This is a genomic window from Pseudomonas sp. Sample_23 (assembly GCF_004307595.1).
Lineage (GTDB): Bacteria > Pseudomonadota > Gammaproteobacteria > Pseudomonadales > Pseudomonadaceae > Aquipseudomonas > Aquipseudomonas atacamensis.
This window is the reverse complement of sequence record NZ_RCNX01000034.1, coordinates 16,995-32,352: the sequence shown is the minus strand read 5'-3', so window position 1 is coordinate 32,352 and position 15,358 is coordinate 16,995. Positions and strand designations below refer to the sequence as shown.

The 15,358-nt window shown below is 59.3% G+C and carries 12 protein-coding genes; 6 read left to right on the top strand and 6 right to left on the bottom strand.

The genetic code is table 11. The features are described from left to right. Position 1 precedes the first annotated feature (1 nt). Positions 2–1,249: an MFS transporter gene (locus D8U82_RS07675; RefSeq protein ID WP_125926871.1), complete on the bottom strand. Its 1,248-nt coding sequence runs from the start codon at positions 1,247–1,249 to the stop codon at positions 2–4. A gap of 310 nt (positions 1,250–1,559) precedes the next feature. Here D8U82_RS07675 and D8U82_RS07670 point away from each other — a divergent pair, with 310 nt between their 5' ends. Further along, positions 1,560–1,748 (top strand): hypothetical protein, encoded by a 189-nt coding sequence (locus D8U82_RS07670; protein WP_041480969.1) that lies wholly within the window; start codon positions 1,560–1,562, stop codon positions 1,746–1,748. A 9-nt stretch (positions 1,749–1,757) separates the two neighbouring features. On the opposite strand, the gene D8U82_RS07665 is transcribed toward D8U82_RS07670, so the two are convergent. Next, a complete protein-coding gene (locus D8U82_RS07665) occupies positions 1,758–2,135 on the bottom strand; it encodes a fe2+ zn2+ uptake regulation protein (protein ID WP_024012892.1) in 378 nt (125 codons plus the stop codon). Between the two features lie 243 nt (positions 2,136–2,378). On the opposite strand from D8U82_RS07665, the gene D8U82_RS07660 reads away from it, so the two are divergent. Continuing rightward, complete coding sequence (locus D8U82_RS07660; RefSeq protein ID WP_130901977.1) at positions 2,379–4,718, top strand: acylase; 2,340 nt, start codon at positions 2,379–2,381, stop codon at positions 4,716–4,718. Between the two features lie 52 nt (positions 4,719–4,770). Here D8U82_RS07660 and D8U82_RS07655 read toward each other — a convergent pair whose 3' ends face one another. Further along, the gene (locus D8U82_RS07655) at positions 4,771–5,772 is read right to left on the bottom strand and encodes a FecR family protein (RefSeq protein WP_130901976.1); all 1,002 of its coding nucleotides are present in this window, start codon (positions 5,770–5,772) and stop codon (positions 4,771–4,773) included. Positions 5,773–5,925: 153 nt separating this feature from the next. Between D8U82_RS07655 and D8U82_RS07650 the strand changes: the two genes are divergently transcribed. Continuing rightward, positions 5,926–6,195, top strand: coding sequence for a PepSY domain-containing protein (locus D8U82_RS07650; RefSeq protein WP_123442531.1), 270 nt, complete (start codon positions 5,926–5,928; stop codon positions 6,193–6,195). 69 nt (positions 6,196–6,264) lie between these two features. Here D8U82_RS07650 and D8U82_RS07645 read toward each other — a convergent pair whose 3' ends face one another. After that, complete coding sequence (locus D8U82_RS07645; protein WP_130901975.1) at positions 6,265–11,106, bottom strand: DUF6543 domain-containing protein; 4,842 nt, start codon at positions 11,104–11,106, stop codon at positions 6,265–6,267. Positions 11,107–11,339: 233 nt separating this feature from the next. Here D8U82_RS07645 and D8U82_RS07640 point away from each other — a divergent pair, with 233 nt between their 5' ends. Beyond that, positions 11,340–12,368, top strand: coding sequence for an Ldh family oxidoreductase (locus D8U82_RS07640; RefSeq protein WP_024012896.1), 1,029 nt, complete (start codon positions 11,340–11,342; stop codon positions 12,366–12,368). A gap of 201 nt (positions 12,369–12,569) precedes the next feature. On the opposite strand, the gene D8U82_RS07635 is transcribed toward D8U82_RS07640, so the two are convergent. Next, on the bottom strand, positions 12,570–12,887 hold the full coding sequence (locus D8U82_RS07635) for a DUF883 family protein (protein WP_024012897.1): 318 nt from the start codon (positions 12,885–12,887) through the stop codon (positions 12,570–12,572). Between the two features lie 154 nt (positions 12,888–13,041). Between D8U82_RS07635 and D8U82_RS07630 the strand changes: the two genes are divergently transcribed. After that, positions 13,042–13,296 (top strand): hypothetical protein, encoded by a 255-nt coding sequence (locus D8U82_RS07630; RefSeq protein WP_003224595.1) that lies wholly within the window; start codon positions 13,042–13,044, stop codon positions 13,294–13,296. 6 nt (positions 13,297–13,302) lie between these two features. Here D8U82_RS07630 and D8U82_RS07625 read toward each other — a convergent pair whose 3' ends face one another. Continuing rightward, a complete protein-coding gene (locus D8U82_RS07625) occupies positions 13,303–14,217 on the bottom strand; it encodes a LysR substrate-binding domain-containing protein (protein WP_130901974.1) in 915 nt (304 codons plus the stop codon). Positions 14,218–14,301: 84 nt separating this feature from the next. Here D8U82_RS07625 and D8U82_RS07620 point away from each other — a divergent pair, with 84 nt between their 5' ends. Continuing rightward, on the top strand, positions 14,302–15,225 hold the full coding sequence (locus D8U82_RS07620) for a carbon-nitrogen hydrolase family protein (RefSeq protein WP_130901973.1): 924 nt from the start codon (positions 14,302–14,304) through the stop codon (positions 15,223–15,225). Positions 15,226–15,358: the final 133 nt, after the last annotated feature.

Genomic DNA, 15,358 nt, shown 5'->3' with positions numbered 1-15,358 from the left:
CTTACTGAGGCGAGGCCACATCAGATGTGGTGGTTTGCAGGAGCCGGTAAACCATGGGCAGGCACATCAGCCCGCCGAATGCGGCCCAGATAGCGAAGTATTCAAGACGGCTGCCGCCACCGATGGCCGCAATCAGCGAACCGCCAAAGCCCATGACGGCGATCGAGATCATGCCGGTCAGCGCCGACACCAGGCCTTTGCTGTCGTCGCTGGAAAACAGCGCCAGGCGATACACCGCCGCGTTGCTCATGCCCAGCCCGACGGCGTACAGCGACAGACTCGCCACCACCGGTCCAAGCCCCGCGCCGAGCAATGCGCACGCGGCCAGAAACAGAAGGCCCAGACAGAACGGCCAGAGCGCCAGTTGAATCAATTGCGTCAGCGAATGAGTCTGCAGCAAGCGGTCGAGAATCAGATTGCCGGCGATGACTGCCGAGAACACCGGTATCTGCCACAGGCCATATTCCAGCGGCGGCATTTCCAGTACCCGCACCAGCAGCAATGGCGCCAGGCCTATCCAGGCGATCAGCGGCAGACTCATCAGGCCGAGCGCCAGGCTTGCGCAGAGGAAACGCGGATTGCCCAACAGCGCACCGTAGCGCCGACAAGTGAGGCGCCAGGAGAAGGGTACTGGGCGAGTTTGATGACCGTCGCGGCGCTCGACGCCCACGGTTTCCGGCATCCACAGCAACAGGCCGAGCCAGACCAGCGCTGCTGTGCATCCCAGCAGCAGAAAAATTTCCCGCCAGCTCAGCCATTCCAGCAGCAGGATGCCAAGCAGCGGCCCGAGCAACGGCGATAACAACGCAACATTGCCGAGCAACGCCATCAGCCTGACGGCGTCGGCTTCGCAAAAAACCTCCTGCAATGCCGGGTAGCTCACGGCGACGACGAATCCCAGCCCCATGCCCTGCAACAGACGCAACAGGTTGAACGCTTCAATGCTGTCGGTGCTGAAAGCTGCCGCGCACGACACACCGAACAGCGCGCAGCCTGTCAACAGCAGTGGCCTGCGTCCGAATTGGTCGGACAAGGGGCCAAGCAACCATTGCAGGCAGACGCCACCCAACAGATAAAGATTGAATGCATGGGGAACATGCCGCGCGTCCGCTTCGAGGTCGGTAGTGACGTCCAGCATCGCTGGCATGATCACGTCGCTGGCCATGTAAGTGAGCAGTTCGAAAGCGGTCAGCGCCAGACAGAAACCGGCAACCTGTCTGGGGCCGATATTGATAAGTGTTCTCTGCATGAACATCCCTGTTTTATGAGTGGTAGGAAGTTCGCAGAGCCTAGGTGCAGACGCACAGCCGACCTAGCCGTTTGCTGCGTCAGCAGATTTCAAAAACTTACGGCATGTTTAAAGGATTGGCGCGGCGCGGAAGCTGTTTACTTGTTTGCGCCAGAGCAGGGAGGGCGGGCCATGCTTCAAGGTCGGCTGACCTTGCAGCCAAAAGTCTTCAGGGGCGGTAACATGAGCGCCCGTTTGCCCCGGCACGTCCCCTAATTCGGCAAGCGTATGGCTTGCAAACGCATACATTCCAACGTTTCAGGAAACCGCAATGACCCAGAAGCAACGCTTGATTTATTCGATTCTGATCGCTCTGTCGGTACTGGCGATCATGCTGGGCCTGTCCTGGCTGCAGAATGCCGGCATGATCACCGAGAAGACTTTCCAGTACGTCGCGATCGGCGTGGCGGTCGTGGTGGTTATCATCAACGGCGTGATGCGCCGCAAGGTCAAGCCCTGAAGGCGAGCCTCATTCGTGGTTGAGGACCGCTGCAGCCTGTGGATGCAGGCTGTAACTCTTGTCGGCGTTGAAGGTGATCACGCCTTCGGCGCACAAGCGTTTCAGCACTTCGCGCACGCTGAGAAAGGACAACGGCACGTCCAGATCGAGCAACTGGCTGTGCACGCCACGTACGCCCAGGCGACGATTGCTTTGTGCCGCCACCAGCAGGGCGTCGATGACTTTCAGGCGAATCAGGCTGGTGCGCAGGCCGAAACTCTTCAGTAGCACGCGGATGCGCTCATTGCCCGGACGCTCGCCGCGCTGGGTGAAATTACCGGTGTGCGAACCCATGGAAACGCCCTGTGGCGTCTGGCTACCGTCCGTTGGTAGTTGCGAGTTGTACATGCGATTACTCCTTTTCAGAGCCAGATCGGGAAAGGTTTTGTTGCGCTCTCTAAACAAGACGTTTCAGCACGACAAATCATGAAAGAAAAGATGTAGAAATTTCGTCGCAAATTCGTGTCGGCCTTGTGATGCCGGCCTCGTCCCGAAGGATTGCCCGCTAAATTTTTTTCCTCAGCTTCGTTTCTTCGTCAGGCTCATTGCGCGTGGACGCAGGGGCAATCGACCTTTCGATCAGGAGCAAGCGTGATTATTTCCAGGCAACTCACCGGGCTGGCCCTCGCCAGCACCTTGTTCGGACTGAGCCTGTCGGCCCATGCACTGAGCCCGGCTGCACAAACCAGCGCCGATATTCGCCGCACCAGTTTCGGCGTGCCGCACATTCGTGCCGAGAACGAACGCGGGCTGGGCTTCGGCATCGGTTACGCCTATGCCCAGGACAACCTGTGTTTGCTGGCCAACGAGATTGTGACAGTTAACGGCGAGCGCTCACGCTACTTCGGCCCGGAGCAGTTCACTGTCGAACAACGGGAAAACCGCGTCAGTGATGTGTTCTTCACCTGGCTCAATACTCCAGAAGCGGTCGAAACCTTCTGGCAGGCGCAACCGACGCAGGTCCGCGACCTGGTCGAGGGTTATGCCGCCGGTTACAACCGCTATCTGGCCGAACGGCGCCAGCAGGGATTGCCGCAGCAATGCCAGGGCGAGTGGGTACGCGATATCAGTGCCGAGGATCTGGTCAAACTGACGCGGCGCCTGTTGGTGGAAGGCGGGGTCGGGCAGTTCGCCGAGGCTCTGGCCGGCGCCACGCCGCCGCAAGCGACCGCACAGGTCAAGCACGACGCCGAGGCGTTCCAGTTGGCCGACGCCCGTCAGCAACGTTTCGCCCTGGATCGCGGCAGCAACGCCGTGGCAGTCGGCAGCGAGCGTTCGTTCAACGGCCGTGGCATGTTGCTGGCCAACCCGCATTTCCCATGGGTCGGCGGCATGCGTTTCTATCAGATGCACCTGACCATCCCCGGCAAGCTTGATGTGATGGGAGCGGCTTTGCCGGGTCTGCCGATGATCAACATCGGTTTCAACCAGCATCTGGCCTGGACCCACACTGTCGACTCATCGAAACACTTCACCTTGTATCGCCTGCAACTCGATCCCGAGGATCCGACCCGCTACGTGCTCGACGGCAAGTCGCTGCCGCTGAACAAACAGACGGTTACCGTGCAGGTCAAGCAGGCTGACGGGCAGGTCTTGCCGGTGAAACGCGATATCTACAGTTCGCAGTTCGGTCCGATCGTGCAATGGCCGGGCAAGCTCGACTGGGATAAGCAATATGCCTATAGCTTGCGCGATGCCAACCTCGACAACGATCGCGTGCTCAAGCAGTGGTATGCGATGAACCAGGCCAGCAATCTCAAGAATCTGCAAGACGCCGTGCACACGATTCAGGGCATCCCGTGGGTCAACACTCTGGCGGTGGATGACAAGGGTCAGACGCTGTACATGAACCTGTCGGTGGTGCCGAATGTCAGCGCGGAAAAACTGGCCAAGTGCAGCGATCCACGCCTCGGTCTGCGCATGATTGTCCTGGACGGTGCCAACAGCGGCTGTGCCTGGGATGTCGATCCGCAAGCGGCGCAGCAGGGCATCTTCGCCTCCAGCAAGTTACCGCAATTGCTGCGCAAGGATTTCGTTCAGCACTCCAACGATTCAGCGTGGCTGGCCAACCCGGCGCAACCGCTCACTGGCTATTCACCGCTGATCAGTCAGGACGGACAACCGCTGGGCCTGCGCTCGCGATTTGCGCTTGATCGTTTGGCTGAGCTGAGCAAAAAAGGCCCGTTGGCGGTCAAGGATCTGCAGCATATGGTCATGGACGATCAGGTCTATCTGGCCGCGCAGGTCATGCCCGATCTGCTGAAGTTCTGCGGCGCCGATCTGGGCAGCGATGCGGCCACGCTGAAGCCGGTCTGCGCCAGCCTCAAAGCCTGGGATGGTCGTGCCGGTCTGGATTCCGGGATCGGTCTGGTGCACTTCCAGAACATCATGCAGGCGCTGCTTGAATCACCGGATATCTGGCGTGTTGCATTCAATCCGGCCGATGCGCAACACACTCCGCACGGCCTGGCGCTCGAACAACCGGCCGTGGCCAAGGCGCTGCGTGAAGCGATGCTGGCGTCGGTCGAACTGGCCGGCAAAATGGGCCTGAAGCCGGACATGCGCTGGGGTGACATCCAGGTGGTCAGCAGTGGAGGGCGGCAAACGCCGATTCATGGCGGGCCGGGTACGTTGGGCATCTACAACGCGATGCAAAGCGTGCCCCGTGATGACGGCAAACTTGAGGTGGTCAGCGGCACCAGCTATCTGCAAGTGGTGAGCTTCGACGAAAAAGGCCCGCACGCCCAAGGGCTGCTGGCGTTCTCGTTATCCAGTGATCCGGCGTCGAAATATTCACGCGATCAGACCGAGGCGTTTTCGAAGAAACAGTGGAGTGTCCTGCCATTCACTGAGCAGCAGATCCAGGCGGATCCGCAATATCAGGTGCAGACGATCAAGCAGGATCAGGCAGGGAAGGTGGCAGCGCAGTAAACAGTCGTCGCCTGAAACAAACGAAGGCCGCCTCCCGCAAGGGACGCGGCCTTCAGCTTTTCGGCGGGCGTTGCGGCATCGAATTGATTACCGGGTTGCCTTCCTTGTTGCGGGTCAGGTAGACCGGCAGCACTTTCGGCAGGCTGTTGGCGAGGTTGTTCATCTCTTTGATGTTGTAGACACCGCCCACGCGGATCGCGCCGGTACTGGTGTCGGCCAGCATCAATGGCTTGTTCAGGTAACGATTGATCAGCGGCAGGGCGTCGTGCAGCGCAAGGTTGTCCAGTATCAGTCGGCCGCTGCGCCACGCCAGCGAGGTATCGCCGGGGTAGGTCTGACTGATTTGCGGGGTGTAATCGCCATGTCGGTAGCGTGCCTGCATCGATGGACTCAGACGCAGGCCGTCGCCCGGCAGATCGCGATTGCTGCTCACCAACACCGAACCTTCGATCAGATTGACCCGAACCTGATCTTCATACATCCACACGTTGAATCGGGTACCGGTCACGCGGATCTTGCCGTCGCCGGCGCGCACCACAAACGGATGAGACGCGTCATGGCTGACATTGAAAAACGCCTCGCCCTTGTTCAGAGTGGCGCGACGTTCATTCTTGTAATTGCTGAAAGTCAGGTCGGTGTTCAGGTTGAGTTCCAGCTGGCTGCCGTCACTCAGAGTGATCTGACGCACACTGTCGGTCGCGGCGTAATGCTGATAACTGTTGGGCACCCAGCCCAGACTCCAGCCGCTGTAGGCCGCGAGCGGCAAGCCGACAGCGCAGGCGCCGGCGATGACCGCGAACTTGCGCCACGAACGCAAGGGTTTGCGCTGCGCCGCGAGCGCCTCGGGTTCGGTTCGAGGCAGATCTCCGGCGACTTCCCAGATTTCCTGCATGGCTTCGTATTCAAAGGCATGCAGCGGATGGGCTTCGTGCCAGGCTTCAAATGCGCGACGCTCTTCGTCCGTGCAGTCAGCGGCGTGCAGACGCATGCACCAGTGCGCGGCGGCATCGGTGATCGCATCGTATTCGGCTTCCGAGAGAGTGTCTTGGGTCATTGACTCGTCCTGATTTCGCTCATTCTAACCTCGCCGGCAGGCTGCCGAGAACATCCGTCATGGCATTTACCCATCAACGTGGAACTTATTTTTCCCTGTGGCGCCCAAAAAAACAGGAAGCAACTGCCTACTATCCATAAATGGAGTGAAAAAATGATCAAAAAGACATTCGCAGCCCTGATTGCCACTGCCGGTTTGTTCAGCGCCGGTGCCGCCCTGGCGGACAAGCCAGGCGCAGGCTGGATCACCATCGAAAAGGCCATCGAGGTCGCCAAGACCAAGGCCGGTTATGTCGAGGTCTATGAGATCGGCGCCGACAATGACGGCTACTGGGAAGGCGAAGGGCGCAAGGCCGACGGCACTGTTTACGAATTTCGCATTGATGGCGCTTCCGGCAATGTACTGCGGGACCAGAAGGATTAACCCAGCATAAACACCACTGATTCTTGTGTTGAGCAATGCGCTGGCGCGACGTCAGCGCATTTTTTGTCTTCACGGCAGCGCTTGCGAGGATCCTGCCTGATCCGACCCCGGCGCCGCTGACGATAGAGGGGCGGGAAGCGGGTCGAGCTGGCGGCCCAGTTCACTGATGAGCAACGCGATCGAATCAGCGTTGGCGAGCATGACGTCAATCCTTGCATCTGCAGAATCAGGGCGGCAAAACGCCAGGCGTGCATCTGCAAGGTTTGTGGTGTTGGTAAGGCTGAGGATTTTTTGGTAATTGCCGGCATGCGCGGGTACTTTGTCCAGGTCGGTCCAGACCTGTTTGCCGGTCTTTACCGCAAACAAATGCTTGCCGTAGCGCGACAATAAGCTGCGATGACGTTCAATAGATTCCTTGGCATGTTTGCCCGAGGGCGTCCTCGTATCGATGAGGTCCAGATAAGGCGCCATGGCCTGCACGGCGACAAGATCGTCGCTGTCGCAAACCAGATGCGAGAGCTCATGGATCAGCGTTACAGCGCGGGCATGTGAATCAACATTGAACCGAGGGGGCAAATGCGCAGTGTATTTATCCAGTCCCGGGTTGAAAAACAGCTCAGTGAGATGAATGATTTTTCGTTTGTCCTGTTTGAAAACGAATGCCACGGTATTGCCGCTGCCAGGTCCGTTCAGACCAGTAAAAAAGCGTTCGGTGTAGAGCAGATCGTCTTTCGGGTTCGTCAGTTCTCGGCAAACAGGAATAATCACCTTCTCGAATTTCCTGAGCAGCGTGGGCGTTATCACCGACACCTCGAAGAACTTCTTCAAAACCGTCTCTAACCGCGTGCCGGTAAGGTTGTCGCGCTGTGTAACGTAGTTATGCAGACAATTGACTGCGTATTCTCTTGCACGATTTACCGCTTGTTGTATCACGAACGCCCTGGCCGGATAGCGACGGTTGATCTGGGCCATGCCTCTGGCCTGGATATACATTTCTATGGAACGGTTTTCCTCGACTTCGTGTTGCACAGGGTCACGTTTTTTTGACCGGCAGCGATACACCTGCTGGCAGGTGCTTGCGACGACCAGACGGGAATTTTTCTCCTCGAGTGCCGGCCCCTGGCTGCCGTTTTTTTTGCGCAAATACCAGGTCTTTTCGACCTGGACCGTCGGATACACCTTGCCGGCAATGGCGGCGTATTTCTGCGTCGTCGACGAATCGCCATAGACCAGCTTATTGGCATCGAGCTTGAGGCTTTCCAGTGCCGTGCTGCTTTCGAAGGGCTGCAGATCCACGCGGGCGGGCGTTACCGGTGACACTTTTGCCCAGCGAGAGGCTGCTTGCACCGTCGTGGCTGTACCCTCAGGTGCGTGCGCCTCTGCGGCGAATTCGGTACTGACCGTTTCTGCCTCGCTTTCCCAGGACAGACGTCCCAGGCTGAAGAGGGTAATCGCCCCTGCAATGAAGCTTTTCAGGGCGTTCGCCCAGTGGTGATCCTGCAGGCCTTCAGCGGAAGCCTTGAAATCCTGATAGCTGCGCCAAAGGAAAAATCCGCAGGCGAGTTTGCCCGGCAACACGTGCGGCACCAGGCGGACGCCGTGGCTGAACAGAAACTTCACTGCTTCCCAATCTGCCTGGGCGTTGATCTGTGGTTGGCTGCGCAGCATTTGTGGCAGAAGACTCAGGGTGTCTTTGTGCAACCGCTCGAGCACGTTGCCCTTTATGGGGGAGTCATGAAGGGTGATTTCACTGTTTTTGCCGATCGTTGTTTTCAACAGGCTCTTGAATACGGCCTGCTGCGCGTCAGGCAGACGCCGGATGAGCAAGTCCTGAAAGTGGCCGGGGGTATTGAGTGCTTCGATCAACTGCGCTTCGTTCTCGAACTCGCGAAATATCCATCTTGAGTAAGGCGCATAAAGGACCCGGGGACCTGTTTGCCCTGCGCCCGGACCGAAGACATACAGTCCGAGCGCGTCTACGCAATCAGCGCCTGAAGTCTTGATCAACGATAGTGGACAAGCGATGGCGTGAGCACCGTCGACCATCGCCCGCGCTATCCCGTCCGGCATATCGAGGACCTGGCAGATATAGTCGTAGCCGGTATCGGAGAGTTGCTGTTGCAACTTCATCGAATGGGCGTGCTGCATCAATTGCCAGGGCAGCTGGCGCAAGAACCGTTCTTTGCTGAGGCGTGCTGACGCGCTATCAGCTGTCAGCGCTTCCGTCACTTTCGCGGTGTAGGTCGTGGCAACGTCGAGAGATTGCAGCAGTTGCCGTACGGCGGACTGGCCAAAATCCTTCGGTAGTGCCGTCGCGGTTGTCGATGCCACTTTGAAACCGCTGTCCTGCACGACGTTGTAGTGATGCAAGGCAAACTCCAGCAAGTCACAGGCCGGGCCGGCCAGTGTCAGGTTGGGGGTAATCCGGATGTCCTGTGGCTTGAGGCCGTTGCCTGGAAATCGCGCGTCGAGCAGTGTCTTGAGGGTCTGCTCGATATGAGTGGCCAGCGCCGGGGCCTCATCGAGGAAATCCTTGCCGTCGATGAACGCTTGCCGCAGTTCATCCAGCAGCGCGAGCTGCGTGCGTTGTTCGGTCGCCGAGGCCATGCGCAACCAGTCGGGATAATCCAGATGACTGGCAAGGGTTCGTGCAAGATCAACGGCGCGGCGCAGATTGGTATCGATCACCGCGCTTTTCATTTGCTCAAGGTAAGTCTGCAACCTGTCCTGGTCCTTGATACACACGCGCAGCTCTTCTGAATCGGCCAGAAAGTGTTCAATGCCCGATTGCATGCGATTACTGGAAGCCCGGTCTTCAATCAGTTGAAAACTGCCCAGGGTGTATTGCTGGTCCAGTCGACGTTGAGCCCTTGGCAGATTTTCCAGCAGCGTGTGACTCTGGTTGTTGTCATCCAGGCGTTGTTGCAATTGCTTCTGCGCGACGGCGATATTCTCGAACTGTTCCAGCCCAGTGGCCGGTGTCCACAGGATGGCGCGTCCGGAATGCTGGTCATCCATGCCGCCGCGCTCGGTCAGAAGCACGCAGTGAGCGAGCGGCAGCGCACCTTTGAACTTGGCACAGGTGAGGGTGAGCGACCAGGCATCGGGGCGAAAACCATTGAGTGACTGGCGGTCCCTGCGGGTCGGATGCGTGGCATCGAACACGGTGTCGACGATCTTTCGCTCCGCCTCCAGCCATGACCCGCTGAGACTGCGCAGGTAGGCTTCACCGCGCAGGCCATCTTCGAACGCCTGGGCCAGTTTCCACAGAATGCCTTCCAAAAAGACGCGCTGTTCGGCGCTGTGCGCGGTCGGCTGGTCTTTGAAGTGGCTGGTCAGATTATCCAGCGTCCGCCCCAGACTCGTCGCCTGCTGCGCAGCCTTGTCCGCTTGCACGAGTGACGATAGCGGAGTGCTGGTGAATAACGGACGGGTACTCCAGCGCTGATTGAGATCGAGCTTGAGCAATCGTTCATGAATCATCGAGCGGATATCCAATGCCTTATCAAAGAGTGCATGGATATCGGTGGTGCGTTTGCTCTGACGAAAGCGCTGCAACACGAATTCAATGTTCTGGCGTTGTTTGGTGATGATGGTCTCGAACAGCGTCGTCATGATCTCACCGCCAATGTTTTCCCCGGATACCTGCGCGTTAGTGAAGCCAAGGTAGCGATTGCGCTCTTGCAGGTTCATCAGCCCGTACAGCTCATCTTCGTGCCCCGCTGCCCGCAGTTTGGCGGTCAGTGTCTGTTTGAGGTCGGCGTAGTCGGTGAGTACCTGCAGGCCCTGGCTGGGCGTATAGAGATAAGCCTTGTCATGATTGATCATCAGCGAACCGGCCAGCTCGACACAGGCTGTCTCTTCGCTCAGGCACACGGTTTCGAACGTTGGCCGCCGCACTGCAACGCTTGGCTCACGGACCAGACAGTGCAGGGCGTCGAATTCGCTGGCAGTGAGGATCTGCGTTTCGCGCTTGATCATCAGATCCGCTCGGGCTTGATCCTGTAGCGTCTGGCTGAAGAGGGTACGTCTGGGCGAGCCCTCGAACGAGGCTCCATTCCAGTAGATCTCAAGCTGCCGAAACAACAGCATGGTCAATTTTCCCGATGCGCACTCGATCGCATGGGTCCAGGCAGACTGATCGTCTTCGCTTACCGAACGAGCGGGATGGGTAAATTCCACGGTCTGACCGTGCGGCCAGCCCTGGCGATGAAAGTGCAGCAGCAGCGCCTCACTGAGCGACAGCGAGTCGACCCACTGTTTGTCCGCAGAGGAGGACGTCGAATAAAAACCGACCCGGGTTAGCGACTGTTGCAACGCGGCAAAATGCGCTTCGAGCAGCTCTTCGAGAATCTTTTCCAGCAACGTTGCAAGGGATGGCAGCCGTTTGAGCTCGTCCAGCAGGTCACGGGCGCACCTCTCCAGGGATTCGCCGATAGCCGCTTGTTGGTCCTCGAACACATCACCTTCGATGGTTTCGCAGGTCAGGGTAATCCCGCGTTTTTCCACCAGTTCCTTGCGCAGCGAAACCGGGAGGAAAGCCAGCAGATCATCAGCTTCCCCGGCATTGTCGAGGCGTGTCTGCAGGGCGTCCGTCAGTGCTTGGCGGTCAGCGAATTTTTTCAGGCCATCGTAGGGCGTATAGAGAAACACGCCGTTGTCATCCGGCCCTGCGCTGAGCATGAAGCTGCCCGCCAGCGGCACGGCCTGTTGCTTGTCGGCGTTGAGCAGGATGCGTTCGGCCAGCATCGGCGGGGTCTGCTTGTTGCGCAGCGATTGCGTCGCCAGTTGCGCATGGGCAAGCCAGTCGAAGTCTTTGCTGTTGAGACCGTGTGCCGGACCCAAGGCAGCATGCAGGCCGGGTGAATCGAATATCACTGGAAACAACAGCGGGGCAGTCGGGGTGGACATCATTGCAACTCTGAACAGGGCGCCATCGGGCTGGAACTCAACAGTAGATGCGCAGACTGGAGCACTTGCGGTAGATAGTTACCGCACACGCTGACCGTGAAATGTGCATCTGGGCGCGCCAGCGGATGCCGATCAATCGAAGGGTTGACAGCTGGCAGCTCGGGCGCGGTTAATCGGTGGGCAAATTCGACCGTACGCTGTTGTTCCCTCCAATAATCATTCTGGAGCTTCAGATGTCTGCGCTACACGATCCTGGCTCGTCCACAGTGTCCCTCGAGGCACTGACGCAACTGCTTGAAACGATTTTTCTGCGCCACGGCACTTCCAGCGACGTCGCCCGGGTGCTGGCCGCCAACTGCGCCAACGCCGAACGCGACGGCGCCCACAGTCATGGCGTGTTTCGCATCCCCGGTTATGTCTCGACGCTGAAAAGTGGTTGGGTCAATGGCCATGCGGTGCCCCAGGTTGAAGACGTCGCGCCGGGGTTTGTCCGGGTTGACGCCGGCAACGGTTTTGCCCAGCCGGCGTTGGCAGCGGCCCGACCACTGCTGATCGAGAAGGCGCGTCATGCCGGGATCGCGGTGCTGGCGATTCGCAACTCGCATCATTTCGCTGCTTTGTGGCCGGATGTCGAGCCCTTCGCCGACGAAGGTCTGGTCGCGCTGAGCGTGGTCAACAGCATGACTTGCGTGGTGCCCCATGGCGCTGATCGGCCATTGTTCGGCACCAATCCGATTGCCTTCGCCGCGCCAAGGGCCAACGCCGCGCCGATTGTTTTTGACCTGGCCACCAGCGCCATTGCCCATGGCGATGTGCAGATCGCCGCGCGCAAAGGTGAAAAACTCCCGGTCGGCATGGGGGTCGACAGCCTCGGCCAACCGACCCAGGACCCCAAGGCGATTCTCGAAGGCGGCGCATTGTTGCCGTTCGGTGGGCACAAAGGCTCGGCGCTGTCGATGATGGTCGAGTTGCTGGCGGCGGCATTGACCGGCGGCAATTTCTCATTCGAGTTTGACTGGTCCAACCATCCCGGCGCGAAAACGCCGTGGACCGGCCAGTTGTTGATCGTCATCGATCCGAGCAAAGCGGCGGGGCAGAACTTCGCCCAGCGCAGCGAGGAACTGGTGCGGCAGATGCACGGGGTCGGGCTCAAGCGTTTGCCGGGGGATCGGCGGCATTTGCAGCGTGCCCGCTCATTAGCGCAGGGCATCACGCTTGATGAACAGACGCTGGGGCAGTTGCGGGAGTTGGCGGGGGAGTGAGTCTTTTGTTGTTCTGACATTGCAGTGACAAGGTCAAAAGCCCCTCACCCTAGCCCTCTCCCGGGGGGAGAGGGGACTGACCGCGTGGTTTGGGCGAGGTACGCCGACTTGGGATACCCAGGTGAATTCAGTAATGGAAAAGCAAAGCGGTGGGCATAAAAAAAGCGAACCCTGAGGTTCGCCTTTTTCTGTGCGCCTGACTCAGCGACGGCCGAGCAGCAGGCCCACCACCAGGCCGAAACCGGCGGAGACCGCCACGGTTTGCCAAGGGTGGCCACCGATGTAGTTCTCGGTGGCTTCAACAGCGGGTTTGGTGCGGTCGCGCACGCTGGACACCGAATCCAGTGCCAGCTGCAGCTTCTGGGCGATTTGTGCGCGCAGGGTTTCTGCTTCTTCGCCTACCAGTGAAGCGCTGCTCTTGAGCAGTTTGTCCGATTCTTCGATCAGAGCCTGAAGCTCGCTGAAAGCTTGATCCTTGATTTGCTCTTCGGCAGCTTGCGAGGCGGTTTTACGGGCCATTGGGTGACTCCTTGCAGGTGAATGGACAGTGACCAATGGAGTGTAGCGGCAGGCGAAAAGTTGCATGTCATTCGCGGACAAGGGAAAAACCTGCACCGGAGATTTGTGTCGAGCGTGTAAGATGTCGCCATTTTACGCAGCAGGATAAATCCCCATGAGTTTCAATCTGGCCGACAAATCCCTCGCAGAGCGCGCAGCGCTGGAAGACGAGAAATCCCGTCTGTTCGAACTCTGGCAGAACAATCTGGGCAAAGCCAAAGGCGAAGCCGCGCGCCTGTTTGGGGAGCGCTCCAAGCGCAAGGGCAAATGGGCCGAGTGGGTCCGCGCCGAGCTGGACGGCATGTCGCCGCCGGAGTTCGCCAACATGGTGCGCAGTGAAGTCAATCGCCTGATGGCGGCGAACAAATAATCCGTTTCACCCCTGGCTGAACGTGGCGGCAATCGCCTCGCGAACCTTGACCAGCACCGGATCGATCTGTGTGCTGGTGCGCCAGCCCAGTTCCACCGGATAGCGCGGTAAAGCCAGAGGGCAGGGCAGCAGCGCCAGTCCGCTCAGCGCCGCGATATTTGCGGCGGCGTGGGCCGGGATCGTCGCCACTGCCTGACTGCCCTTGAGCAGAAAGGGCAGCGCGGCGAAATGCGTGGTCGACGCGCAGACTCGCCGGCTCAAACCCACTGCCGCCAATCCCTCATCGGTGATACCGATAAAGCCGCCCGACGACACCAGAATGTGCTCGCGTTCAACGAACTCCTGCAACGCGATCTGCTGTTGGCCTGGCGCGAGACTGGCCGGGTCGACCAGACACGCATATCCGCCTTCCCCCAACACTTGACGACTGAGCAGGCGCTCGGAAAAACCGCCGGCAGTGATCGCCAGGTCGATGCTGCGCTCCATCAGCGCGCGGGCAACGATCTGGCTGTGGGTCTGGCGAAAGATCAGCCGCAGTTTCGGCGCGCGCCGGGCGAGTTCCTCGATCAAGCGGCGCCCGTAGGCAATTTCAAAATCATCTGACAGACCGATCGCCACCGAGCGCCCCTCGTACTGATTGGTCGCTGGATCAAGCATGGCCAGACTTTGCCGGCATTTGTTCAGGGCATCGCTGATCACCGGTTTCAACTGATTGGCTTGCAGCGTCGGCGCCAGACCGCGCCCGGTGCGCACGAACAACTGATCGCCATACACCTCACGCAAACGACGCAACGCCGCGCTGACCGCCGACTGCGTTACGCCAAGACGCAGGGCGGCGCGGCTGGCGCTGGATTCCTCGTGCAGCGCTTCGAAGACTTTCAGCAGATTGAGGTCGATGTCGGCGATATTCATTTGACTCATATCATTCAGCAGTGGGTAGGGCTTTATTCATGATCGCGTGACGCTGGAGAATCAGCAACACCTGAACCTGATGGAGTAAACACGATGGCCAAATCCATAGTCGCGGCGTTGCAGATCGGTGCCTTGCCCGGCGGCAAAGGCGAAACCCTTGAGCAGATCCTTGCTTGGGAAGACGCAATCCGCGAATCCGGCGCGGCGCTGGTGGTGATGCCGGAAGCCCTGCTCGGTGGCTATCCGAAGGGCGAGGGCTTCGGCACCCAGTTGGGCTATCGTCTGCCCGAGGGGCGTGAGGCGTTCGCGCGGTACTTTGCCAACGCCATTGATGTGCCCGGCGCCGAAACTGAGGCGCTGGCCGGATTGTCAGCGCGTACCGGGGCCAATCTGGTGATCGGCGTGATCGAGCGCGCTGGCAGCACGTTGTATTGCACGGTGCTGTATTTCGATCCGCAGGCCGGGCTGCTCGGCAAACACCGCAAGCTCATGCCCACCGGCACCGAGCGACTGATCTGGGGCAAGGGTGACGGCTCGACTTTGCCGGTGTTTGACACCCAAGTCGGCAAGCTTGGCGCGGTGGTCTGCTGGGAAAACATGATGCCACTGTTGCGCACGGCGATGTATGCCAAAGGCGTTGAGGTCTGGTGCGCGCCGACCGTGGACGAGCGCGAGATGTGGCAGGTCAGCATGCGCCACATCGCCCACGAAGGCCGCTGTTTCGTGGTCAGCGCCTGTCAGGTGCAGGCCTCGCCGAATGCGTTGGGGGTGGAGATTGCCAATTGGCCCGGGGATCGACCGTTGATTGCCGGCGGCAGCGTGATCGTCGGGCCGATGGGCGATGTGCTGGCTGGACCTTTGCGTGGCGAGGCGGGGTTGCTGACGGCGCAGATCGACACCGATGAACTGATCCGCGCGCGGTATGACTACGATGTGGTCGGCCACTATGCGCGGCCGGATGTGTTCGAGTTGACCGTTGATGAGCGCGCGAAGCCGGGGGTGCGGTTCAACTCCTGACCTTGAAACTTGTTTTGAACCTGTGGGAGCTGGCTTGCCAGCGATGGGGCCATGTCAGTCGACATCTTTTTGGCAGATGCACCGCTATCGCTGGCAAGCCAGCTCCCACAGGGATCGGTGTCCGATCAGAAAA